Genomic DNA, 21,954 nt, shown 5'->3' with positions numbered 1-21,954 from the left:
AGGCCACAAGGATAAGCTGGCTGGCCTGATGGATATTTCTGCTACACCCCTCTTTATTTGTCTGACAAATACGCCATTTCTTATGAAGATATTCGCTGAATTTATGCACGCTTTTACTGTAATTCTGCGGTGTGATGGCGCTCTCCTATGGAGGATCAATTTCCCGCTAAAACTACTCTTCAGCAATAGCATCTCCTGATAGACGTGTGCTAATGCCTTGTTTTAAGGCTGATTAGACAGCTCATAAACTCTCATTCCCTACATAAAAAAGCGTTAAAGCTGGAGTAAACCATGCACAAATTCACTAAAGCGCTGGCGGCCATTGGTTTAGCTGCCGTTATGTCACAATCCGCTATCGCCGAAACCATGAAGCTCGGTTTTTTGGTTAAGCAGCCCGAAGAGCCGTGGTTCCAGACCGAGTGGAAATTCGCTGATAAGGCAGGCAAAGATTTAGGTTTCGAGGTAATTAAAATCGCCGTACCGGACGGTGAGAAAACGCTGAACGCCATCGATAGCCTCGCCGCTAGCGGTGCGAAAGGGTTCGTTATCTGTACCCCGGATCCCAAGCTGGGTTCAGCGATTGTTGCCAAAGCGCGCGGCTATGACATGAAGGTGATTGCCGTGGACGATCAGTTCGTCAACGCCAAAGGCAAGCCGATGGAGACCGTACCGCTGGTGATGATGGCCGCCAGCGAGATTGGCGCTCGCCAGGGGCAGGAGCTGTATAAAGAGATGCAAAAACGGGGCTGGGATGTGAAAGAGACCGGTGTAATGGCGATCACCGCTGACGAGCTGGATACCGCCCGTCGCCGCACCTCCGGCTCAATGGATGCCCTGAAAGCCGCCGGCTTCCCGGAGAAACAGATCTATAAAGTCCCGACCAAATCAAACGATATTCCCGGCGCGTTCGATGCCGGCAACTCTCTGCTGGTTCAGCATCCTGAAGTGAAACACTGGCTGGTGGTCGGCATGAACGATAACACCGTGCTGGGCGGCGTGCGTGCCACCGAAGGGCAGGGCTTCAAAGCTGCCGATGTGATCGGCATCGGCATCAACGGCGTTGACGCCGTGAGCGAGCTCTCCAAGGCTCAGGGTACCGGCTTCTACGGCTCACTGCTGCCAAGCCCGGACGTCCACGGCTATAAGACCAGCGAAATGCTCTATAACTGGGTGGAAAAAGGCGTCGAGCCGCCGAAGTTCACTGCGGTGACCGACGTGGTGCTGATCACCCGCGACAACTTTAAAGAAGAGTTAGCGAAGAAAGGGCTAGGCGTGAAGTAATTCGCGTCGTTGGTTGCGCCCTTCACCGCAGGTTTTTAACGCCGGGTGAGGGGCCAGTCGTACCATAAATGCGTCACGGAGACGTTATGCAACAGTCAACTCCATATCTCTCTTTCCGTGGTATTAGCAAAACCTTCCCCGGTGTAAAAGCCCTGAGCGACATCAGCTTCGACTGCTATGCCGGTCAGGTGCATGCCCTGATGGGGGAGAACGGCGCGGGTAAATCGACGCTGTTAAAAATTCTTAGCGGCAACTATGCCCCCTCCGGTGGGACGCTGGTGCTGCAGGGAAAAGAGGTCAGCTTTACCGATACCACCGCCGCGCTGAATGCCGGAGTGGCAATCATCTATCAGGAGCTGCATCTGATCCCCGAGATGACCGTCGCGGAAAATATCTATCTTGGCCAGCTGCCGCAGAAGGGCGGGCTGGTGAATCGTTCCCTGCTGAACTACGAAGCCCGACTCCAGCTGGAGCATCTCGGGCTGGATATCGATCCACAGACGCCGCTGAAATATCTCTCTATCGGCCAGTGGCAGATGGTCGAGATTGCCAAAGCGCTGGCGCGCAATGCAAAGGTGATCGCCTTTGATGAACCCACCAGCTCGCTCTCAGCGCGGGAGATCGACAACCTGTTTCGCGTGATCCGCGAGCTGCGCAACGAGGGGCGGGTGATCATCTACGTTTCCCACCGTATGGAGGAGATTTTTGCCCTCAGCGACGCCATCACCGTCTTTAAGGACGGGCGCTACGTGCGCACCTTTGACGATATGCAGCAGGTCAACCATGACTCGCTGGTGCAGGCAATGGTTGGGCGCGATCTCGGCGACATCTACGGCTGGCAGCCGCGTGAGTACGGCGCGGAGATGCTGCGCCTGGAGGGGGTTAAAGCCCCCGGCGTGCGTCATCCCGTTAGCTTCTCGGTGAAGCGCGGCGAAATCGTCGGCCTGTTTGGGCTGGTGGGGGCCGGGCGCAGCGAGCTGATGAAAGGGCTGTTTGGCGGCACGCGCATCACCGCAGGCCAGCTGATCATTGACGGCAAGCCGCTGAGTATTCAAAAGCCGGCCCATGCCATTCGCGCCGGGATGATGCTCTGTCCCGAGGATCGCAAAGCAGAAGGCATCATTCCCGTTCACTCCGTGCGTGACAACATCAACATCAGCGCCCGACGCAAGTCCGTCCGTGCCGGATGTCTGATTAACGACGGCTGGGAGGTGGAAAACGCCGACCACCATATTCGCTCGCTTAATATCAAAACCCCCGGCGCTGAACAGCTGATTATGAATCTCTCCGGAGGGAACCAGCAGAAAGCCATTCTTGGCCGCTGGCTCTCGGAAGAGATGAAGGTCATTTTGCTCGATGAGCCGACGCGTGGGATAGACGTGGGCGCGAAGCATGAGATCTACAACGTTATCTACGCCCTGGCATCACGCGGCGTAGCGGTACTGTTTGCCTCCAGCGACCTGCCGGAAGTGCTCGGCGTCGCCGATCGCATTCTGGTGATGCGGGAAGGGGAGATCGCCGGCGAACTGCTGCACGGCGAAGCAGACGAAAAACAGGCGTTAAGCCTCGCCATGCCTAAAGTGAGTCAGGCCGTTGCCTGAGTAAGGAGAGTATGATGTCATCAGTAACAAGCTCCGGCGCAGGAAAGTCGCCGTTCAGTCTCGGGCGTATCTGGGATCACTACGGCATGCTGGTGGTCTTTGCCGTACTGTTTATCGGTTGCGCCCTGTTTGTGCCTAACTTTGCCAGCTTCGTCAATATGAAGGGGCTGGGGCTCGCCATCTCGATGTCGGGCATGGTGGCCTGCGGAATGCTCTTCTGCCTGGCCTCCGGCGACTTTGACCTGTCGGTGGCGTCAGTCATCGCCTGCGCGGGCGTCACCGCGGCGGTGGTGATCAACATGACGGAGAGCCTGTGGATCGGCGTCTTTGCGGGCCTGATGCTGGGCGTGCTGAGCGGTCTGGTTAACGGCTTCGTTATTGCCAGGCTGAAGATCAACGCCCTGATTACCACCCTCGCCACGATGCAGATCGTCCGCGGCCTGGCCTATATCATCTCTGATGGTAAAGCGGTGGGGATTGAAGACGAGCGTTTCTTTACCCTCGGCTATACCAACTGGTTGGGGCTGCCTGCGCCTATCTGGCTAACCGTGGCCTGCCTCATCATCTTCGGCTTCCTGCTCAACAGAACCACCTTTGGCCGCAATACGCTGGCTATTGGCGGCAATGAAGAGGCCGCTCGCCTGGCGGGGGTACCGGTGGTACGCACAAAAATCATTATCTTTGTGCTCTCTGGCCTGGTATCGGCCGCCGCCGGGATCATTCTGGCGTCGCGCATGACCAGCGGCCAGCCGATGACCTCCATTGGTTACGAGCTGATCGTGATCTCAGCCTGCGTGCTCGGCGGCGTCTCTCTTAAAGGCGGCATCGGAAAAATCTCGTATGTTGTGGCGGGGATCCTGATCCTCGGCACCGTAGAGAATGCCATGAACCTGCTGAATATCTCTCCCTTCTCACAGTACGTTGTACGCGGCCTGATCCTGCTGGCGGCGGTTATCTTCGACCGTTACAAACAGAAGGCCAAACGTACCGTCTGACGCCTGGCTCCTCACCGAACGGGCTCTTTTTTAATCGTTTTTACCTCTCAGCCAGCCGCAATTGCGGCTGGTTTCTTTGCTTTAAAATGGCGAGGAGCGTGACACTGGCTATACTTACATGGCTAATGATAACGAGAGATGGTCGTGAACGCGGCATCGAAACCAGAAAGGAGGAGACCAGGGTGGCTGACCAGTTAGCTGTACCGCCTGTACTTTCCGCAAACTATGCTTACTTCTTTGACCTCGACGGAACCCTCGCCGAAATCAAACCTCGTCCCGATCAGGTCTTTATTCCCACCGGGGTCCTTACCCTGCTCAAACGTCTGGCCGAAATGAATCAGGGCGCGGTGGCGCTGGTATCGGGTCGCTCGATGAAAGAGCTGGATGCCATTGCATCCCCGCTGCATTTCCCGCTTGCCGGGGTACATGGCGCACAGCGCCGCGACTTCCAGGGTAAAACGCACGAGATTGCTCTGCCTGCCGATCAGGTTAAGCAGATGGAGCTGGAGCTGATTGCGGCGCTCGATCCCCTGAAGGGGACAGAGCTGGAGGCGAAGGGGATGGCGTTTGCGCTGCACTATCGCCAGGCCGTACACCATGAAGAGGCTATCTTTGCGCTGGCAAAGGCGATGGAAGAGAAATATCCGAATTTAGCCCTGCAGCCGGGTAAATGCGTGGTAGAGCTAAAACCACGTGGTATCAATAAAGGAGCTGCAGTAGAAGCATTCATGCAGGAGCCGCCTTTTTGCGGGCGCAAACCTGTTTTCCTGGGAGACGACCTCACTGACGAGGCAGGCTTCAAGGTTGTGAATCGCCTTGATGGCGTATCCGTTAAGGTCGGTATTGGCGCAACGCAGGCGCAGTACCGGTTGGAAAGTGTCGCGGACGTTCATCAATGGCTCGAAAATATTACTGACCATCAACAACAAGAAGAAATGGCGTTAACTAACAGGAGAGATGGCTATGAGTCGCTTAGTCGTAGTATCTAATCGTATCGCACCGCCGGATGATAAAAAATCAAGCGCCGGTGGCCTGGCCGTCGGTATTATGGGTGCACTGAAAGGAACCGGCGGACTCTGGTTTGGCTGGAGCGGTGACATTGGCAATGAAGATCAGCCGCTAAAGAAGGTTACCCATGGCAATATTACCTGGGCCTCATTTAACCTCAGCGAGCAGGATTATGATGAGTACTACAGCCAGTTTTCCAATGCCGTGCTGTGGCCAGCGTTTCACTACCGTCTTGATCTAGTGAAGTTCCAGCGCGAGGCCTGGGAGGGCTATCAGCGCGTGAACGCTCTGCTGGCGGACAAGCTGGTACCGCTGCTTGAAGAAGACGATATCCTCTGGATCCACGATTATCATCTGCTGCCCTTTGCCAACGAGCTGCGTCAGCGCGGCGTGAATAACCAGATTGGCTTCTTCCTGCATATTCCCTTCCCGACTCCGGAAATCTTTAACGCCCTGCCGCCGCATGCTGAACTGCTCGAGCAGCTGTGCGACTACGATCTGCTGGGCTTCCAGACCGAGAGCGACCGCGTGTCGTTCCTTGACAGCCTCTCCAGCCAGACGCGCCTAACTGCCCGAGGTGATAAAACCCATACCGCATGGGGCAAAACCTTCCGTACCGAGGTCTATCCGATTGGGATTGAGCCGGATGAGATCGCCCAGCAGGCCTCTGGCCCGCTGCCGCCGAAGCTGGCGCAGCTCAAATCCGAGCTAGGAAATGTGAAGAACATCTTCTCCGTAGAGCGGTTAGACTACTCTAAGGGCCTGCCGGAACGTTTCCATGCCTATGAAACCCTGCTGGAGAAGTTCCCGCAGCACCACGGTAAAATCCGCTATACGCAGATTGCACCCACCTCGCGCGGCGAGGTTCAGGCCTACCAGGATATTCGCCATCAGCTGGAGACCGAAGCAGGACGTATCAACGGTAAATATGGTCAGCTGGGCTGGACGCCGCTCTACTACCTTAACCAGCACTTCGATCGTAAGCTGCTGATGAAGGTCTTCCGCTACGCTGACGTGGGGCTGGTTACGCCGCTACGTGACGGGATGAACCTCGTTGCCAAGGAGTATGTGGCGGCGCAGGATCCGGCCAACCCAGGCGTGCTGGTGCTCTCTAAATTTGCCGGTGCGGCGAACGAGCTGACCTCCGCTCTGCTCGTCAACCCCTATGACCGTGACGATGTGGCTAATGCCATGAACCGGGCGCTAACCATGCCGCTGGCAGAGCGTATTTCTCGCCACGCCGACATGATGGATATCATCAAGAAGAATGATATTCAGCACTGGCAGGAGAGGTTTATTGCCGATTTAAAGCGCATAGCGCCTCGTAATGCAGAGACTCTTTTGCAGAATAACGTGGCGACCTTTCCCAAGCTAGCGTAAACACGCCTGCGCTCCCGCTGTTGCGGGGGCGCTACTCCTCTCCTAGCGGTACCAGCAGCACGTCAACCCTACTGACTCCCACCACACCCTTAGCCGAACAGGCCGCCCGCGAAAAATAGCGCTGATTATGGTTTCCGTAAATAACCAGATCGATCCCGTCTCGCTCGCAAAGATGAACGATATTTTCACTGACCGCGCCCGAAGCAATAATCGTTTCAGCAATGGGATAATCTACCTGCTTTATGAGTTCATTCATAAAATACTGCGTCTCTTCCTGCATCAGATCGCGCAGGTTTTCCATCATGGGCGCAGCAAACTGATTATACATTTCGGGATCGTTAGCAAGGGTAAGCAGACTAATGCGTGCCTGATAGGGACGGGCAATGGAAACAGCTTTTTTAAGCAGTAAATGACTTTCTGAGTTAACGGCAACCGCAACTAGCAGGTGGGAATAGCTCATATTTCGCTCCTTAATGGAATATGAACCCCTGACGTATCTTTACCTTCTTTTTACAAAGCATGCAAGCGAAAAAGTGTGACAAACCTGTGAACATTATCATAAATATTCACTAATTATTCCAGCGCATGGAATAGCGCCATTGGTGCATATGTTAACGAAAGTTAACGACTTAAGAGAAATTTGGCACATTATATTATGCACTGCTCCCTGTTATTCACTAATGGTTAACAAAATTGCAATCATTTTACAAGTTCTAGAGATAAGTTTAGCAGCGCTTTAATTCTATGATAAATAATGATTTTTATAAATAACCCCACGCTTTGAAAGCCCATATTCCTCTTTGGGCTCTCATAAAGTCCGAGGTCTGATGACTGGTCACCAGTTAACACATAAAACTGAATGACTATTCGCCGAAAAGGAATAGAAAAGGCACTTCATCGTACAAAAAACAAACAATCACTAAGTCAAAAGTATGGATTTCTTTAAAATATTCACGTAAATTATGTGACATAGATCACATTATTTTCAAAATATTCACCGCAGCCAATTGTATGTCCTACGGGTCACGAGTACAGTTGCGTCGCTTTAAGAAAAATCTTAGTAAATTGTAAGAATTGATTGAAAGCGTAACGGAGAGAGGTGGCAAACAATGCGACCGCCGTCACGTTAAACAACTAAGTTCAAACGATGCATTTCGCCTTATCTTTTTTAATACCGGGTTTTTTTCCCGGCGACATCACGGGGTGCGGCTTGACCGCATAAGACACTAGTTGGTTATTCTGGATGGGAAAAATGCATACATCCGAGTTGCTGAAACATATCTATGACATCAACCTGTCATATTTACTGCTCGCACAGCGTTTGATTAGTCAAGATAAAGCCTCCGCTATGTTCCGTCTGGGCATGAGTGAGGAGATGGCGTCTACCATGGGTGAGTTATCACTCCCACAAATGGTGAAATTAGCTGAAACCAATCAGCTAATCTGTCAATTCCGTTTTGACAGCCATCAGACCATTACTCGTCTGACGCAGGAGTCTCGCGTAGATGACCTGCAGCAGGTCCATACCGGTATTTTGCTCTCGACGCGTTTGCTCAATGAGAGCAACCAGGGTACTGACGCAGCGTCCCGGAAGAAAAGGGCTTAATAATGACTGAAAAGAGCATTGTCCAGGAAGCGCGTGATATTCAACTCGCAATGGAACTGATTACGCTGGGCGCGCGTTTGCAAATGCTGGAAAGCGAAACGCAGCTCAGCCGTGGCCGCCTCATCAAACTCTACAAAGAACTTCGTGGTAGCCCGCCGCCGAAAGGGATGCTCCCTTTTTCAACCGACTGGTTTATGACGTGGGAACAGAATATTCATGCCTCAATGTTCTGCAACGCCTGGCAATTCTTGCTTAAAACAGGCCTGTGCAGCGGCGTTGATGCAGTTATCAAAGCCTATCGACTCTATCTGGAACAGTGCCCGCAGCCGGAAGAGGGGCCGTTGTTAGCCCTGACCCGTGCCTGGACATTAGTCCGTTTTGTTGAGAGCGGTATGCTGCAACTTTCAAGCTGCAACTGCTGTGGCGGTAATTTTATTACCCATGCTCACCAGCCCGTAGGGAGTTTTGCCTGCAGTTTATGCCAGCCGCCGTCCAGGGCCGTAAAAAGACGTAAACTTTCCCCGGAAGCTGCCGATATTATTCCACAACTGCTGGATGAACAGATCAAACAGGCTGTTTAACTAACGGCGTGGGTAACACTCCAGCAGCGGTAAGCAATTACCGCTGCTTTTTTTTGCCTCCCCGTTGGGTTAAACCCTAAAAACTGTTTTTCCTTGCCTTAGTCAACAGCGGAAGGATGATGTCGTGCTGATCTTATTAGGTTACCTTGTTGTTCTCGGTACAGTCTTCGGCGGTTACATGATGACCGGCGGACACCTTGGGGCACTTTATCAACCGGCTGAGCTGATTATTATCGGCGGTGCGGGCGTGGGTGCGTTTATTGTGGGCAACAACGGCAAAGCCATCAAAGGAACGCTTAAGGCGCTTCCGTTGCTGTTTCGTCGCTCCAAATACACAAAAGCTGTCTACATGGATCTTCTGGCGCTGCTCTATCGCCTGATGGCCAAGTCGCGCCAGCAGGGGATGTTCTCCCTTGAGCGTGACATTGAGAATCCAAAAGAGAGCGAAATTTTTGCCAACTATCCACGGATCCTTGCCGATCCGGTGATGCTGGAATTTATCGTCGACTATCTGCGTCTGATCATCAGCGGCAATATGAATACCTTCGAAATCGAAGCGCTGATGGACGAAGAGATCGAGACTCACGAGAGCGAAGCCGAAGTGCCGGCAAATAGCCTGGCCATGGTCGGTGACTCGCTGCCGGCGTTCGGTATCGTGGCCGCGGTAATGGGTGTGGTTCACGCCCTGGCCTCGGCGGATCGCCCGGCGGCTGAGCTGGGCGCGCTGATCGCCCATGCGATGGTAGGAACCTTCCTCGGTATTCTGCTGGCATACGGCTTTATTTCGCCGCTGGCAACCGTGCTGCGCCAGAAGAGCGCGGAAACGACCAAGATGATGCAGTGCGTCAAGATCACGCTGCTCTCCAACCTGAATGGCTATGCGCCACCGATTGCCGTTGAATTTGGCCGTAAAACGCTCTACTCCAGCGAGCGACCGTCCTTTATCGAACTGGATGAGCACGTCCGCGCGGTCCGTAACCCAAACCAGCAGACCACGACTGAGGACGCATGAAAAACCAGGCCCATCCTATTGTCGTTGTAAAACGGCGCAAGCATAAGGGGCACGGAGGCGGCTCGCACGGATCCTGGAAGATCGCCTACGCCGATTTTATGACGGCAATGATGGCGTTCTTCCTGGTGATGTGGCTGATCTCAATCTCCAGCCCGAAAGAGCTGATCCAGATTGCAGAGTATTTCCGCACTCCGCTGGCGACCTCCATTGCCGGCGGCCCACGGATCTCCAACAGCGACAGCCCAATCCCTGGCGGCGGCGATGACGTCACCCAGCAGAAGGGGGAGGTGCAGCGCCAGCCTAACGTCGAAGAGCTGCGCCAGAAGATGGAGCAGTCTCGTCTGAGCAAGCTGCGCGGCGATCTCGATCAGCTGATCGAGGCCGATCCAAAGCTGCGCGCGCTGCGTCCGCACCTAAAAATTGACTTGGTGCAGGAGGGGCTGCGTATTCAGATTATCGATAGCCAGAACCGGCCGATGTTTAAAACCGGCAGCGCCGAGGTAGAGCCGTATATGCGCGATATTCTGCGTGCGATTGCGCCGGTGTTAAACAATATTCCTAACCGTGTCAGCCTCTCTGGCCACACCGATGACTTCCCGTATGCCAACGGCGAGCGCGGCTACAGCAACTGGGAGCTCTCTGCCGACCGTGCTAACGCCTCGCGGCGCGAGCTGGTTGCAGGCGGGCTGGACGATGGAAAAGTGCTGCGCGTGGTCGGCATGGCCGCCACCATGCGCCTGAGCGACAAAGGCTCCAATGACGCCATTAACCGTCGTATCAGTCTTTTAGTACTTAACAAACAGGCAGAACAGGCAATTCTGCACGAAAACGCCGAAAGCCAAAACGAGCCGGTAAGTGTATTACAACAGCCGGGGGCACAGCCTCAGGCGACCGTTCCCACATCGCCACAACCCGATCCGAGGTGATAGCGTGAGCATGGATATTAGCGATTTTTATCAGACATTTTTTGATGAAGCTGACGAGTTGTTGGCTGACATGGAGCAACACCTGCTGGATCTGGTGCCGGAAGCGCCCGATTCAGAGCAGCTCAACGCCATTTTTCGTGCGGCCCACTCCATAAAGGGGGGAGCAGGCACGTTTGGCTTTACCATTTTGCAGGAGACCACGCACCTGATGGAAAACCTGCTGGATGAGGCCCGGCGCGGAGAGATGCAGCTCAATACCGACATTATTAACCTGTTTTTGGAAACCAAAGATATTATGCAGGAACAGCTCGACGCCTATAAAAGCTCGCAAGAGCCAGATGCTGCCAGCTTTGAGTATATCTGCAATGCGCTGCGCCAGCTGGCGCTGGAAGCGAAAGGCGAAGTCCCTGCCGCTGCGGCCGGTGGCGCTAAGCTGACCGTTGTCGATAATGCCCAGGCCGTCGCTGATACCGCGTCCGCCGCCGCGCCTGCGGCTGCTAACGATGGCAAACTGCGCATTGTCCTGTCGCGTCTGAAAGAGGGCGAAGTCAACCTGCTGGAGGACGAGCTGAAAAACCTGGCGAGCCTCAGCGACGTCGTCAAAGGCGCGGATTCTCTGAGCGCGACGCTGGAAGGCGGCGTCAGCGAGGATGACTTGGTTGCCGTGCTGTGCTTTGTGATCGAGCCGGATCAAATCAGCTTTACCGATGCGCCAGCTGCGGCCCCCGCTAGCGAGGCTGCACCTGCTGCACCTGCAACCCCGACGCTGGTCGCCCAGCCTGTAGCGGCTGCCCCTGTCGCGCAAAGCGCACCGCGCGAGCAGCCTGCCGCCCGTCAGGAGCGTGCAGAAAAACCGGCCCGCGTCAGCGAATCTACCAGCATCCGCGTTGCCGTTGAAAAAGTGGATCAGCTGATCAACCTCGTCGGCGAACTGGTGATCACCCAGTCAATGCTGGCCCAGCGCTCTAACGAACTGGATCCGGTCAATCACGGCGATCTGATCACCAGCATGGGGCAGCTGCAGCGTAACGCCCGCGATCTGCAAGAGTCGGTGATGTCCATCCGTATGATGCCGATGGAGTACGTCTTTAGCCGCTTCCCGCGCCTGGTGCGCGACCTGGCGAGCAAGCTTAACAAACAGATCGAACTGACGCTGCTGGGCAGCTCGACCGAGCTGGATAAGAGCCTGATCGAGCGCATTATCGACCCGTTAACGCACCTGGTGCGTAACAGCCTCGACCACGGCATTGAACTGCCGGACACCCGCGTTGCCGCTGGAAAATCCCCGGTCGGTAACCTGACCCTTTCCGCCGAGCATCAGGGCGGCAATATCTGCATCGAAGTGATCGACGACGGCGCAGGCCTCAACCGCGAGCGCATTCTGGCGAAAGCGGTATCGCAGGGCATGGCGGTGCATGAAAACATGACCGACGAAGAGGTTGGCATGCTGATCTTCGCCCCTGGCTTCTCCACCGCAGAGCAGGTGACCGACGTCTCCGGCCGCGGCGTGGGCATGGACGTGGTGAAACGTAACATCCAGGAGATGGGCGGCCACGTTGAGATCCAGTCGAAGCAGGGCGCAGGCACCACCATCCGCATTCTGCTGCCGCTGACGCTGGCGATCCTCGACGGCATGTCGGTGAAGGTGAGCGACGAGGTCTTTATCCTGCCGCTGAACGCGGTGATGGAGTCCCTGCAGCCGCGTGAAGAGGATCTGCATCCGCTGGCGGGCGGCGAGCGCGTGCTGGAAGTGCGCGGCGAATATCTGCCGCTGGTTGAGCTGTGGAAAGTCTTTGACGTCGACGGCGCTAAAACAGAAGCGACGAAAGGCATCGTGGTGATCCTGCAAAGCGCAGGCCGCCGCTACGCGCTGCTGGTGGATCAGCTTATTGGTCAGCACCAGGTTGTCGTGAAGAACCTTGAGAGCAACTACCGTAAGGTGCCAGGCATCTCCGCTGCAACTATTCTCGGCGATGGCAGCGTGGCGCTGATCGTCGATGTTTCGGCGTTACAGGGATTAAACCGTGAGCAACGTGTGGCGCACACAGCCGCCTGATTTAGTTAAAAAGGTAAAAATATGACCGGTATGAGTAATGTAACGAAACTGGCTGGTGAGCCATCGGGTCAGGAATTTCTGGTATTCACGTTAGGCGATGAAGAGTACGGCATCGATATCCTGAAAGTGCAGGAGATCCGCGGTTACGATCAGGTAACCCGTATTGCCAACACCCCGGATTTTATTAAAGGGGTGACTAACCTGCGCGGTGTGATTGTGCCCATCGTCGATCTGCGGGTTAAATTCAGCCAGCAGGACGTTGAGTATAACGATAACACCGTGGTGATCGTGCTCAATCTCGGCCAGCGCGTGGTCGGAATTGTGGTCGACGGCGTCTCTGACGTGCTGTCGCTGGCTTCCGATCAGATCCGTCCTGCGCCGGAGTTTGCCGTTACCCTCTCAACGGAGTATCTCACCGGCCTCGGCGCGCTGGGTGACCGCATGCTGATCCTGGTCAACATCGAGAAGCTGCTTAACAGCGACGAGATGGCCCTGCTGGATAGCGCAACGGCGCACGTTGCCTGATATGCCCTTCAACGCTCCCGGCCCCGGGAGCGTTTTTTAACCGCTTTTCATGCCGCTTCTTCATTACTCATTAATAAACTTTAAGTTTTGCTTAAACCCACAATGCAACACCAGACAATATATTGTGAAGCAGATCACGCGATAATGAATATATCATTCCCGTTGCACTTTGTTACGAGCTGTTAACAAGCTTAATTGATTGAAAGATAATGCAATTTTTTGTCAATACGCCGATGGTTTGAGCAGGCCTTTACAGGGTGGTTCTTTGCAACCCCGTAAGCTAAATTTCTGTTAATCCTGCTTTTTCACTGAGGCGACAACATGAACAGAAAAATCCTCCTCGTTTTGGCAAGCGGTGCGCTGGCGCTGGCCGGGCATACTGCCAATGCGGTAACCAGCAGTGGGACCATCAACGCAACGCTGACTTTAACCAACGGCTGCCTGATCAATGGCTCGCCGAACCAGAGCGGTATTAACTTCGGCTCTCTGGACTTCGGTACCCATCCCGCGACCTTCTCCGAGCTAACCACTCAGCTTACCGGAGCTAACGGCGGCAACAGCTTTGCTATCCAGTGCACCACCGACACCTATACCGTGCAGATCACCGGCACCACCAATACCGTTGCGCCTGCCACGGTAGTGGGAACACCCGGCACGCCAGCGCGCTATTTGGTTAACACCGCTAATGCAACCCAGGGCGTAGCCTACAGCCTCTACAGCGACAGCGGCTTCAGTAACGTCATCGCCAATAACGCTCCGCTGCCGGTGGCCTCCACTGCCGGAGGCGTGAACAACTACACCCTCTTTGGCCGCATCCAGGGGGGTGGCAACAGCGTGACCGTCGTCCCTGGCACCTACTCCGATACGATAAACGTGAGCGTGATCTACTGACGCCAGCGCAATGAAGCCTGAGGGAGTTGACACGCTCCCGGCGCCTGGCCGAAGCATGCTACGCATTGTCTTTGGTTTGGGGCTGCTGGGGTGGGCAGGGAGCGCCACCGCGCTGACGGTTAGCACTCAGTCATTTCAGGTTGGGGCAACCATTGCGGCAGGATGCTCGGTAGTCAGCGGCAGCGGAGGTCTGCTCGGCTCCCTGGACTTTGGGAGTCGCAGCGGCGTGGCGAGCGGGCAGGTCACCACCAGCTTTGTACCTAACAGCGCGCTCTCTCTCGCCTGCACCCCTGGGGTGGCATTAAGCATGAGCATCAACGGTGGTCTGCACTACGGCACCGTGCGCAACATGCAGCGCAGCGGGGGCACGGATCGCGTGCCTTACCGGCTCTATCGCAGCAGCACGCTGGCGGCCAACACGGAAATTGGCGTTAACCAGGCGTTCTCAATCACCTACAGCGATAGCAACAATATCGCGCTGACGCTATTTGGCGCGGCGCAGCTCACGGGGTTTAGCCCTGCAGGAAATTATACCGATCAGCTGACCGTAACGTTGTCTTGGTAAAGTTATACAGGGAGAAGGATCATGAAAACCATTATGGGCCGAAGCCAACTGGCGGGTGCGCTGCTCGCGACAGCGCTCGTAGGGGTGGCGCAGCAGGCGCAGGCGGCAGCCACCATTCTACTCTGGCCGATCGATCCCTGGCTGGCCGCCGATGCGAAAGCGACCGAGCTGTGGATCCAGAACCAAGGGAATACGCCGACGACGATGCAGGTGCGCATCATGCGCTGGACCCAGGAGGGCGGCCATGAACGCTATCAGGCCCAGCAGGATGTGGTCGCCAGCCCGCCCATTGTGCGAATCGATAAAGGCAGCAAGCAGCTGATTCGCCTGATCAAGCAGAGTCAGGTTCCCGCCGGCATTGAGCAAGGCTACCGGATCATCGTGGATGAGATCCCCCAGCCCGCAAGCGGAGATTCACCGCAGATTGGCTTGAAAATTCAGATGCGTTACTCCATTCCGCTATTTGTCTATGGTCCGGGGGTGGAGACCACGACCGAGGGGGCAAACCATGCCCTGGTTAATACCCGTGACCTGAGCTGGCGGGTGATCCGCGAGGGGGGGAGACCCGCTCTGGAGGTACGCAACCGCAGCGATGTGCACGTGCGCCTGAGTCAGGTTAGCGTGCAGCAGGGCAGCCAGCGGCGCGAGCTGGCCGACGGCCTGCTGGGATACGTGCTGCCGGGCGCAGCGCGCAGCTGGCCGCTCCCCTCTGGGCTGAGCAATCCGACGACCATGACGGCGACGATTAATGCCAGGGATACCAAATGGCAGTCGTCTCCCGCAAACTGATCCTGCCGCTGATGATGCTGCTGGGGGGAGTGACGGATGCGCTGGCAGAGGAGGGGGATGACGCCCTGCCGCCGCCGCCGGACGCGCAGGCCATTAACGCTCAGGCGGTCTTCCACCTTTCGCTGGTGGTCAACTATTACGATACCGAACTCGTGGTGCCCGTTACGCGGCGTCAGGGGAGCTATATTGTAGCCAACAGCGATCTGCAGCGGGCCGGGATCCCCGCGGAGCATCTCCCGCCGGGAGACGTTGATCTCTCGACGCTGGCCGACGTTCGCACCGAATATGACAGCAATCGCCAGCGGCTGCTGCTGTTTGTGCCTCGCGCGTGGGTTGGGGATCGCGCCACTTCCTTTAGCGGCGAAACCGCGCGGAGCAAACCGCACTACGGGCGGGGAGCGCTGCTCAACTATGACGTCTATACCAGCAGCACCGAACATGCTGGCAGCCAGGCCTCCCTGTGGCATGAGTTTCGCTACTTCGACAGCAATGCGGTGTTCTCCTCTACCGGCACGCTGCGGGAATATCTCTCCGGCACCGCCGGGCAAAACCAGGGCTATACCCGCTACGATACCACGCTGCTGTTTACCAATGAGGAGGATGCTACCGAGTGGCAGCTAGGGGACGTTATCTCCGACTCGCTGAACTGGAGCAGCAGCGTGCGCATGGGCGGGATCCGCTACGGACGCGACTTCTCGCTGCGTCCGGACCTGGTCACCTGGCCGCTGCCGGCCTTTACCGGCGAGGCGGCGGTGCCGACGGCGGTAGACGTCTTTATCAACGGCTACCGGGCCGGATCCACCCAGCTGCAGCCCGGCCCCTTTACCCTGACCAATCTGCCCTATATTAACGGGGCGGGAGATGCGGTGCTGGTCACCACTGACGCGCTGGGACGCCAGGTTAGCACCACGCTGCCGTTCTACGTCTCCAGCGACGTGCTGAAGAGTGGCATTACCGATGGGGCCGTCACCCTCGGCAGTCTGCGGCGTAACTACGGCATTGACGACTTCAACTATGGTCCGGCGGCGGGCAGCGGCTCCCTGCGCTACGGGGTAACGGACTATTTCACCTTTGAAGGCCACGGCGAAGCCGCAGAAGATCTGACCCTCGGCGGCGCGGGCGGGGTGGTGAAGCTGGGCCAGTACGGCGTGGTGAACTCGTCGTGGACGGAGAGCCGGATGCGCGGCAGCAGCGGCAGCCAGTTTAACTGGGGCTACCAGTACAGCACCAGCGTCTTCAGCATCGCCACCCAGCATACCCGCCGCGAGCGCGGTTTTGGCAACCTGGCCCTCTATGATCAGACTATCGTTTACGATGACGATCGCCAGCCGCTGGCGACCTTGAGCCGTAATAGCGATCAATATTCGCTGACCTTTAACATGGGCGACTATGGCAACGTTGGCGCGGCCTGGATTGGCGTCCGCAGCTTCGATAACCAGAAGACCGAGCTGCTGAACCTCTCCTGGAGCCGTAACCTGTGGGGCAGCAGCAGCCTCTACCTGGCGGCCAGCCACGATAAGCAGCGGGACGACTGGAGCTTTGCTATGTCGCTGCAAATTCCTATCGGCGAGCGAGATAGCGCGGCCATCAGCGTAGAGAAAACCCCAGATGCAGGCACCAGCCAGCGCATCAACTACAACCACGCAATGCCTACCGACGGCGGCTTCGGCTGGAATATGGCGTTCGCCCGCCAGCCGCAGTCGGATAACTATCAGCAGGCCACGCTCAACTGGCGCAACAACAGCGTGGAATTACAGGGAGGCGGCTACGGCGAGCGAGGGATGATGACCTGGTGGGGCGAGGCGCTGGGTTCGCTGGTGCTGATGGACGGCCAGCTCTTTGCGGCTAACAAGATCAACGACGCCTTTGTGGTGGTCAGCACCGGAGGCAATGCCAACGTGCCGGTAAGCTATGAGAACCAGCCGGTAGGTAAGACCAATGATAAAGGCTATCTGCTGGTGAGCGGTGTCTCGGCGTACTATCCCGCCAGCTACAGTATCAATACCCTTAATCTGCCAGCCGATACGCGCCTGAAAGAGACCGAGCGGCGGATCGCCCTGCGTCGTCAAAGCGGCTACCTGGTAGAGTTTCCGATGGAGCAGGAGCGGGTCGCCAGCGTGATCCTGCACGATGCCCAGGGGCATACCCTGCCGGTAGGCAGCCAGGTCTACCGCCAAGGCCGCGCGCCGACGCCGGTGGGCTATGACGGCATCGCCTTTCTGGAAAACCTCAGCGACGTGAACGCCCTGCGGGTGAGCACGCCGGATAACCGCACCTGCTATGCCCGCCTGACGATCGGCGCAAATCCCGATCATAAATTACAGACCTACGGGCCGCTTACCTGTGAGGAGAGACGCTGATGCGCCGCGCTATTCTGCTTTTTCTGCTGCTGATGGGATGCAGCCCGCTGGCGTGGTCGGCCTGTACGGTAACGCCTACCAACGGCGTTTTTGGTACCGTCACCTCGTTTGCGCTTAACAGCACCGAGCAGGAGATCAGCGGCAGCCTGACGGTTCAGTGCGATGCGGTGTTGCTGAATCTGTTGACCGGGAACGCGATCACCATGCAGCTGAGCAGCGCCAGCGCCGCGGTCAGCAACCGGGCGATCCTACGCCGGGTGGATAACCCGGCCAGCACTGATACTATCCCGGTACGGCTGTGCGGGGCCGCAGGATGCAATAACAACAGCGAGACGCTGATTGGCGGCAGCTACACCTGGAGCGGAAACGCGCTGCTCGATCTGCTGAATACCCGGCGCATTGTGCTGCCGATCTATTTTCGCACGCTCTCCGGGCAGACCGTGGCGGCGGGCCAGTACCAGGCCACCTTTAACCTCAACGTCACCTATAACATCTGCTCGCTGGGTCTGCTCGGCGGCTGCACCTCTTGGCAGACCGGCACCGTGCCCGTCGCCGTGACGGCGACCATCAGCATTACCAACGACTGCATTACCATCACCGCGCCAAACGTCAACTTCGGCAGCGCGCCGCTGGTCAAAAACTTCCCGGCGGTGGCGCAGGGCGTCGCGGTGACCTGCACCAAAGGCAGCGTCTATAGCGTAGGGATCAACAACGGCAGCAACGCCAGCGGCAACGTGCGCAATATGGCCTCGGGCAATAACCGCTTAAGCTACGAAATCTACAAAGGCAGCACCAGCGACCGCTGGGGCAGCAGCGGCACCGAACGCTGGGCCAGCAGCGCCTCGTCACTGCTCAGTGCCAACGGCCTGGTGCGTACCTATAACTATACGGCCCGGGTGTTAACTAACCAGGCAACGCCGCCCGCCGGAACCTATAGCGATACGGTGGTGGTGGATATCGCCTTTTAATCAATTAGGTGCGTAGCGGATTATTTCCCTTTCGCAAATGTAAAGTTCCCGTCCCACATGCCGATAACACCGTTAATAAGTCATCAATAAGGTGTTGCATGTTGAACCGTATCCGCGTTGTCACAATGCTCATGATGGTGCTGGTGGTTTTTGCACTTCTGCAGCTGGTATCGGGTGGTCTGTTGTTCTCGTCACTGAAGCAGAACCAGCAGAGCTTTGCTGATGCTAACGATCTTCGTCTGCAGCAGACCGAGCTGACCAAAACCTGGGAGCTGATGCTGCAAACGCGCATCAACCTCAGCCGTTCGTCAGCGCGAATGATGATGGATCCAGCCAATCAACAGAGCAGCGCCAAAACCGATCTGCTGAAGAGCGCCCATGCTTCACTGGCCGATGCGGCAAAACACTATGACGCCTACAAAGCGCTGCCCACCGTGCCGGCTATGGCCCAGGTCAGCCAGCAGCTTGATGATAAGTATCGCACCTACAGCGCCGCGCTCACGGACCTGATCCAGTTCCTGGAGAGCGGCAATATGGATGCCTTCTTCGCCCAGCCAACCCAGGGAATGCAGAATGCCATGGGTGATGCGCTGGGGCAGTATGCCCAGCTCAGCAGCGAGCTCTACCACAACGCCTTTACCCAGAGCACCCACGACTACCGCTTCGCCCAGTGGCAGATGGCGATCCTCGCCCTGGCGCTGGTCATCGTGCTGGCCGCGGTGTGGTACGGCATTCGCCATATCCTGCTTAATCCGCTGGCTAACGTGATCCGTCACATCCGTGAGATCGCCAGCGGCGATCTGACCCAAACTCTGGTCATTAGCGGGAAAAACGAAATTACCGAGCTGGCGAACAGCGTTGAGCATATGCAGCGTTCGCTAATCGATACCGTAACCAACGTGCGCCGGGGATCGGATGGGATCCACAGCGGAACCAGTGAAATCGCCGCCGGTAACAACGATCTCTCTTCCCGTACCGAGCAGCAGGCCTCCGCGCTGGAGCAGACCGCCGCCAGCATGGAGCAGCTCACCGCCACCGTGAAGCAGAACGCCGATAACGCACGTCAGGCTTCGCAGCTGGCGCTCAGCGCCTCCGAAACCGCCGGACGTGGGGGCAAGGTGGTGGACGGCGTGGTGAAAACCATGCACGACATTGCCGCCAGCTCAAAGAAAATCGCCGATATCACCAGCGTGATCGACGGCATTGCCTTCCAGACCAATATTCTGGCGCTTAACGCTGCCGTAGAGGCCGCCCGTGCGGGCGAGCAGGGGCGCGGCTTTGCCGTCGTCGCCGGTGAGGTGCGTAACCTCGCCAGCCGCAGCGCCAATGCAGCTAAAGAGATCAAAGCGTTAATTGAAGATTCCGTCTCGCGCGTGGATACCGGCTCGGTGCTGGTAGAGAGCGCCGGGGAGACCATGAACGATATCGTCAATGCGGTCACCCGGGTCACCGACATTATGGGCGAGATTGCCTCTGCCTCCGATGAGCAGAGCAAAGGCATCGACCAGGTGGCGCTGGCGGTATCGGAGATGGACAGAGTGACACAGCAGAACGCGTCGCTGGTAGAAGAGTCTGCGGCCGCCGCAGCAGCATTAGAAGAACAGGCCAGTCGACTCACGCAGGCGGTCTCTGCTTTCCGCCTTGCTGCCGTCCCTGAAAATCCGGCGCAGCGCCGCTCGCAGGGAGGGGAGTTCACCTCCGCCCCCGCCAGCAGACGTCAGCTCAGTACCGGGCAGGATGATAACTGGGAAACTTTTTGATCGTATTGATATTGCGGCATTAGCCGCCTGATGGGAGCGTAGATGTTTAATCGTATTCGTATCTCGACCACACTGTTTATCTTACTGATTGTTTGCGGTCTGTTGCTGGTGGGAAGCAACGGCCTCTCTTTCTGGGCTTTCCGCGATGGTTTCCAGCATCTGGAGCAGGTTGAAAAGAGCAACCACCAGCGCAACACGCTGGCCCAGATGCGCGCCGTTCTACTGCAGACCAGCACCTCGTTGAACAAGGCGGGCACGCTGACCGCCTTAAGCTATCCGCCGGATGATATCAAAGGGTTGATGAGTGCGGCCCGCAACAACCTGCAGTTAGCCGCTGCCCAGCTCAACGAGTTTGATGCAATCGAGGCGATCTCACCGGAAGGGGAGAAGCTCAAGGCGCAGGCGAAAACCACCTATACCACGTGGATGAGCGATTTAGAGCATCAGGCGACCTGGCTTGAGAATAACCAGCTCTCCGATTTTATGACCGCGCCGGTACAGCAGTCCCAGGATGCGTTTGAGGCGACCTTTACGGCCTGGCAGCACTATATCGATCGCTTTGTCGTGACCGCAACGGCAGCCAGCCGTGCCAACTACCACATGTCGGCGGCAACCTTTATTACCGTGTTGATTCTGGCGGCGGGGCTCATCTCCGCCGGGCTGCTCTGGTCGCGCAGAATGATCGTGCAGCCGCTGGCGATCATCAGCAGCCACTTTGACAGCATCGCCGGGGGCGACCTGGCGCGGCCGATCTCAGTCTATGGCCGCAACGAAATCTCAGCCATTTTTGCCAGTTTGAAAAAGATGCAGACCGCGCTGCGCACCACGGTGGCCAACGTGCGCGAAGGCAGCGTGTCGATGCACACCGGCATCTCAGAAATTGCTGCAGGCAATAACGATCTCTCGGCGCGCACCGAGCAGCAGGCAGCGTCGCTGGCCGAAACCGCTGCCAGCATGGAGCAGCTCACCGCGACGGTGTCCCAGAACGCGGACAACGCCCGTCAGGCGTCAGTACTCTCTCACGGCGCGGCGGAAACCGCGAGAAAAGGCGGGGAGCAGACCTCACGGGTCGCTGACACTATGCATGATATCGCCACCAGCTCACAAAAGATTGGCGACATCATTAGCGTGATTGACGGCATTGCCTTCCAGACCAATATCCTGGCGCTGAACGCCGCCGTTGAGGCGGCACGGGCGGGCGAGCAGGGGCGTGGTTTTGCCGTCGTAGCCGGCGAAGTACGCAATCTGGCCAGCCGCAGCGCCGAGGCGGCGAAAGAGATCAAAGGGTTAATTGAAGATTCCGTTGCCCGCGTGCAGCAGGGCTCCGCCCTGGTGGATACGGCGGCGCAGACCATGACGGACATCGTCCGCTCTGTCACCCAGGTGAATGACATCATGGGCGAAATTGCTTCCGCCTCCGATGAGCAGCGCCGGGGTATCGAGCAGGTCGCGCTGGCGGTCAGCCAGATGGATCAGGTTACGCAGCAGAACGCCTCTCTGGTCGAGGAGGCTGCTGCGGCAACCGAACAGTTAGCGCACCAGGCGGACCGTCTTACGTCCCAGGTTGCGGTATTTAAGTTAGATGAACAAATCGGTCAACCCGACGTGGCACCCCCCAGGGCTGTGCCGGCATTATCCTGAAAGTAATTG

19 protein-coding genes are annotated in these 21,954 nt (G+C 57.0%); 18 read left to right on the top strand and 1 reads right to left on the bottom strand.

Going from position 1 to position 21,954, the window contains the following annotated elements; genetic code table 11:
- Positions 1-291 precede the first annotated feature (291 nt).
- From NR795_RS08865 to otsA, 5 genes are all read left to right on the top strand, one after another.
- Positions 292-1,281 (top strand): arabinose ABC transporter substrate-binding protein, encoded by a 990-nt coding sequence (locus NR795_RS08865; RefSeq protein WP_042391400.1) that lies wholly within the window; start codon positions 292-294, stop codon positions 1,279-1,281.
- 86 nt (positions 1,282-1,367) lie between these two features.
- Positions 1,368-2,882, top strand: a complete 1,515-nt coding sequence (gene araG / locus NR795_RS08860; protein WP_144818542.1) for an L-arabinose ABC transporter ATP-binding protein AraG — start codon at positions 1,368-1,370, stop codon at positions 2,880-2,882.
- 14 nt (positions 2,883-2,896) lie between these two features.
- Entirely contained in the window at positions 2,897-3,877 is a 981-nt protein-coding gene (gene araH / locus NR795_RS08855; RefSeq protein ID WP_144818544.1) for an L-arabinose ABC transporter permease AraH, read from the top strand.
- 182 nt (positions 3,878-4,059) lie between these two features.
- The gene (otsB, locus tag NR795_RS08850) at positions 4,060-4,866 is read left to right on the top strand and encodes a trehalose-phosphatase (RefSeq protein WP_238085054.1); all 807 of its coding nucleotides are present in this window, start codon (positions 4,060-4,062) and stop codon (positions 4,864-4,866) included.
- Positions 4,841-6,265 (top strand): alpha,alpha-trehalose-phosphate synthase, encoded by a 1,425-nt coding sequence (gene otsA / locus NR795_RS08845; protein ID WP_144818547.1) that lies wholly within the window; start codon positions 4,841-4,843, stop codon positions 6,263-6,265. Before otsB ends, otsA begins: the two co-directional genes overlap by 26 nt.
- Positions 6,266-6,296: 31 nt before the next feature.
- Here the strand turns inward: otsA and uspC are convergent, their stop codons facing one another.
- Positions 6,297-6,725, bottom strand: coding sequence for a universal stress protein UspC (gene uspC, locus NR795_RS08840; protein WP_257757963.1), 429 nt, complete (start codon positions 6,723-6,725; stop codon positions 6,297-6,299).
- A gap of 792 nt (positions 6,726-7,517) precedes the next feature.
- Here uspC and flhD point away from each other — a divergent pair.
- The 13 genes from flhD (at position 7,518) to tap (ending at position 21,945) form a co-directional block, all read left to right on the top strand.
- Positions 7,518-7,871 carry a flagellar transcriptional regulator FlhD gene (gene flhD, locus NR795_RS08835; protein WP_222126338.1) on the top strand — a complete coding sequence of 118 codons (354 nt, stop codon included), beginning with the start codon at positions 7,518-7,520 and terminating at the stop codon, positions 7,869-7,871.
- Between the two features lie 2 nt (positions 7,872-7,873).
- Positions 7,874-8,452 carry a flagellar transcriptional regulator FlhC gene (gene flhC / locus NR795_RS08830; RefSeq protein ID WP_144818553.1) on the top strand — a complete coding sequence of 193 codons (579 nt, stop codon included), beginning with the start codon at positions 7,874-7,876 and terminating at the stop codon, positions 8,450-8,452.
- Between the two features lie 124 nt (positions 8,453-8,576).
- On the top strand, positions 8,577-9,464 hold the full coding sequence (motA, locus tag NR795_RS08825; RefSeq protein WP_042391392.1) for a flagellar motor stator protein MotA: 888 nt from the start codon (positions 8,577-8,579) through the stop codon (positions 9,462-9,464).
- Positions 9,461-10,390 (top strand): flagellar motor protein MotB, encoded by a 930-nt coding sequence (motB, locus tag NR795_RS08820; protein WP_144818555.1) that lies wholly within the window; start codon positions 9,461-9,463, stop codon positions 10,388-10,390. Before motA ends, motB begins: the two co-directional genes overlap by 4 nt.
- 4 nt (positions 10,391-10,394) lie before the next feature.
- The gene (cheA, locus tag NR795_RS08815; RefSeq protein ID WP_257757961.1) at positions 10,395-12,446 is read left to right on the top strand and encodes a chemotaxis protein CheA; all 2,052 of its coding nucleotides are present in this window, start codon (positions 10,395-10,397) and stop codon (positions 12,444-12,446) included.
- Between the two features lie 21 nt (positions 12,447-12,467).
- Positions 12,468-12,971 (top strand): chemotaxis protein CheW, encoded by a 504-nt coding sequence (gene cheW / locus NR795_RS08810; RefSeq protein WP_042391389.1) that lies wholly within the window; start codon positions 12,468-12,470, stop codon positions 12,969-12,971.
- A gap of 321 nt (positions 12,972-13,292) precedes the next feature.
- Positions 13,293-13,862 (top strand): spore coat protein U domain-containing protein, encoded by a 570-nt coding sequence (locus NR795_RS08805; protein WP_144818559.1) that lies wholly within the window; start codon positions 13,293-13,295, stop codon positions 13,860-13,862.
- A gap of 55 nt (positions 13,863-13,917) precedes the next feature.
- Positions 13,918-14,427, top strand: a complete 510-nt coding sequence (locus NR795_RS08800) for a spore coat U domain-containing protein (protein WP_144818561.1) — start codon at positions 13,918-13,920, stop codon at positions 14,425-14,427.
- A 21-nt stretch (positions 14,428-14,448) separates the two neighbouring features.
- Positions 14,449-15,216: a molecular chaperone gene (locus NR795_RS08795; RefSeq protein WP_257757960.1), complete on the top strand. Its 768-nt coding sequence runs from the start codon at positions 14,449-14,451 to the stop codon at positions 15,214-15,216.
- On the top strand, positions 15,192-17,576 hold the full coding sequence (locus NR795_RS08790) for a fimbria/pilus outer membrane usher protein (RefSeq protein WP_257757959.1): 2,385 nt from the start codon (positions 15,192-15,194) through the stop codon (positions 17,574-17,576). Before NR795_RS08795 ends, NR795_RS08790 begins: the two co-directional genes overlap by 25 nt.
- Positions 17,576-18,544, top strand: a complete 969-nt coding sequence (locus tag NR795_RS08785) for a spore coat U domain-containing protein (protein ID WP_257757956.1) — start codon at positions 17,576-17,578, stop codon at positions 18,542-18,544. The genes NR795_RS08790 and NR795_RS08785 overlap by 1 nt, the downstream gene beginning before the upstream one ends.
- 98 nt (positions 18,545-18,642) lie before the next feature.
- Positions 18,643-20,304: a methyl-accepting chemotaxis protein II gene (tar, locus tag NR795_RS08780; protein WP_257757955.1), complete on the top strand. Its 1,662-nt coding sequence runs from the start codon at positions 18,643-18,645 to the stop codon at positions 20,302-20,304.
- Between the two features lie 42 nt (positions 20,305-20,346).
- Positions 20,347-21,945 carry a methyl-accepting chemotaxis protein IV gene (tap, locus tag NR795_RS08775; protein ID WP_257757954.1) on the top strand — a complete coding sequence of 533 codons (1,599 nt, stop codon included), beginning with the start codon at positions 20,347-20,349 and terminating at the stop codon, positions 21,943-21,945.
- Positions 21,946-21,954 lie beyond the last annotated feature (9 nt).

The organism is Pseudescherichia sp. L3 (assembly GCF_024656065.1).
Lineage (GTDB): Bacteria > Pseudomonadota > Gammaproteobacteria > Enterobacterales > Enterobacteriaceae > Pseudescherichia.
Note: the sequence above shows the minus strand (reverse complement) of the source record. Positions and strands in the feature narration are given on the sequence as shown.

Coding starts and splice junctions, on each gene's coding strand:
- NR795_RS08785 (WP_257757956.1), top strand. CDS start 17,576: ATGCGCCGCGCTATTCTGCTTTTTCTGCTGCTGATGGGATGCAGCCCG.
- flhC (WP_144818553.1), top strand. CDS start 7,874: ATGACTGAAAAGAGCATTGTCCAGGAAGCGCGTGATATTCAACTCGCA.
- NR795_RS08865 (WP_042391400.1), top strand. CDS start 292: ATGCACAAATTCACTAAAGCGCTGGCGGCCATTGGTTTAGCTGCCGTT.
- cheW (WP_042391389.1), top strand. CDS start 12,468: ATGACCGGTATGAGTAATGTAACGAAACTGGCTGGTGAGCCATCGGGT.
- NR795_RS08795 (WP_257757960.1), top strand. CDS start 14,449: ATGAAAACCATTATGGGCCGAAGCCAACTGGCGGGTGCGCTGCTCGCG.
- NR795_RS08790 (WP_257757959.1), top strand. CDS start 15,192: ATGGCAGTCGTCTCCCGCAAACTGATCCTGCCGCTGATGATGCTGCTG.
- tar (WP_257757955.1), top strand. CDS start 18,643: ATGTTGAACCGTATCCGCGTTGTCACAATGCTCATGATGGTGCTGGTG.
- otsA (WP_144818547.1), top strand. CDS start 4,841: ATGAGTCGCTTAGTCGTAGTATCTAATCGTATCGCACCGCCGGATGAT.
- araH (WP_144818544.1), top strand. CDS start 2,897: ATGTCATCAGTAACAAGCTCCGGCGCAGGAAAGTCGCCGTTCAGTCTC.
- flhD (WP_222126338.1), top strand. CDS start 7,518: ATGCATACATCCGAGTTGCTGAAACATATCTATGACATCAACCTGTCA.
- araG (WP_144818542.1), top strand. CDS start 1,368: ATGCAACAGTCAACTCCATATCTCTCTTTCCGTGGTATTAGCAAAACC.
- motB (WP_144818555.1), top strand. CDS start 9,461: ATGAAAAACCAGGCCCATCCTATTGTCGTTGTAAAACGGCGCAAGCAT.
- NR795_RS08800 (WP_144818561.1), top strand. CDS start 13,918: ATGCTACGCATTGTCTTTGGTTTGGGGCTGCTGGGGTGGGCAGGGAGC.
- tap (WP_257757954.1), top strand. CDS start 20,347: ATGTTTAATCGTATTCGTATCTCGACCACACTGTTTATCTTACTGATT.
- NR795_RS08805 (WP_144818559.1), top strand. CDS start 13,293: ATGAACAGAAAAATCCTCCTCGTTTTGGCAAGCGGTGCGCTGGCGCTG.
- uspC (WP_257757963.1), bottom strand. CDS start 6,725: ATGAGCTATTCCCACCTGCTAGTTGCGGTTGCCGTTAACTCAGAAAGT.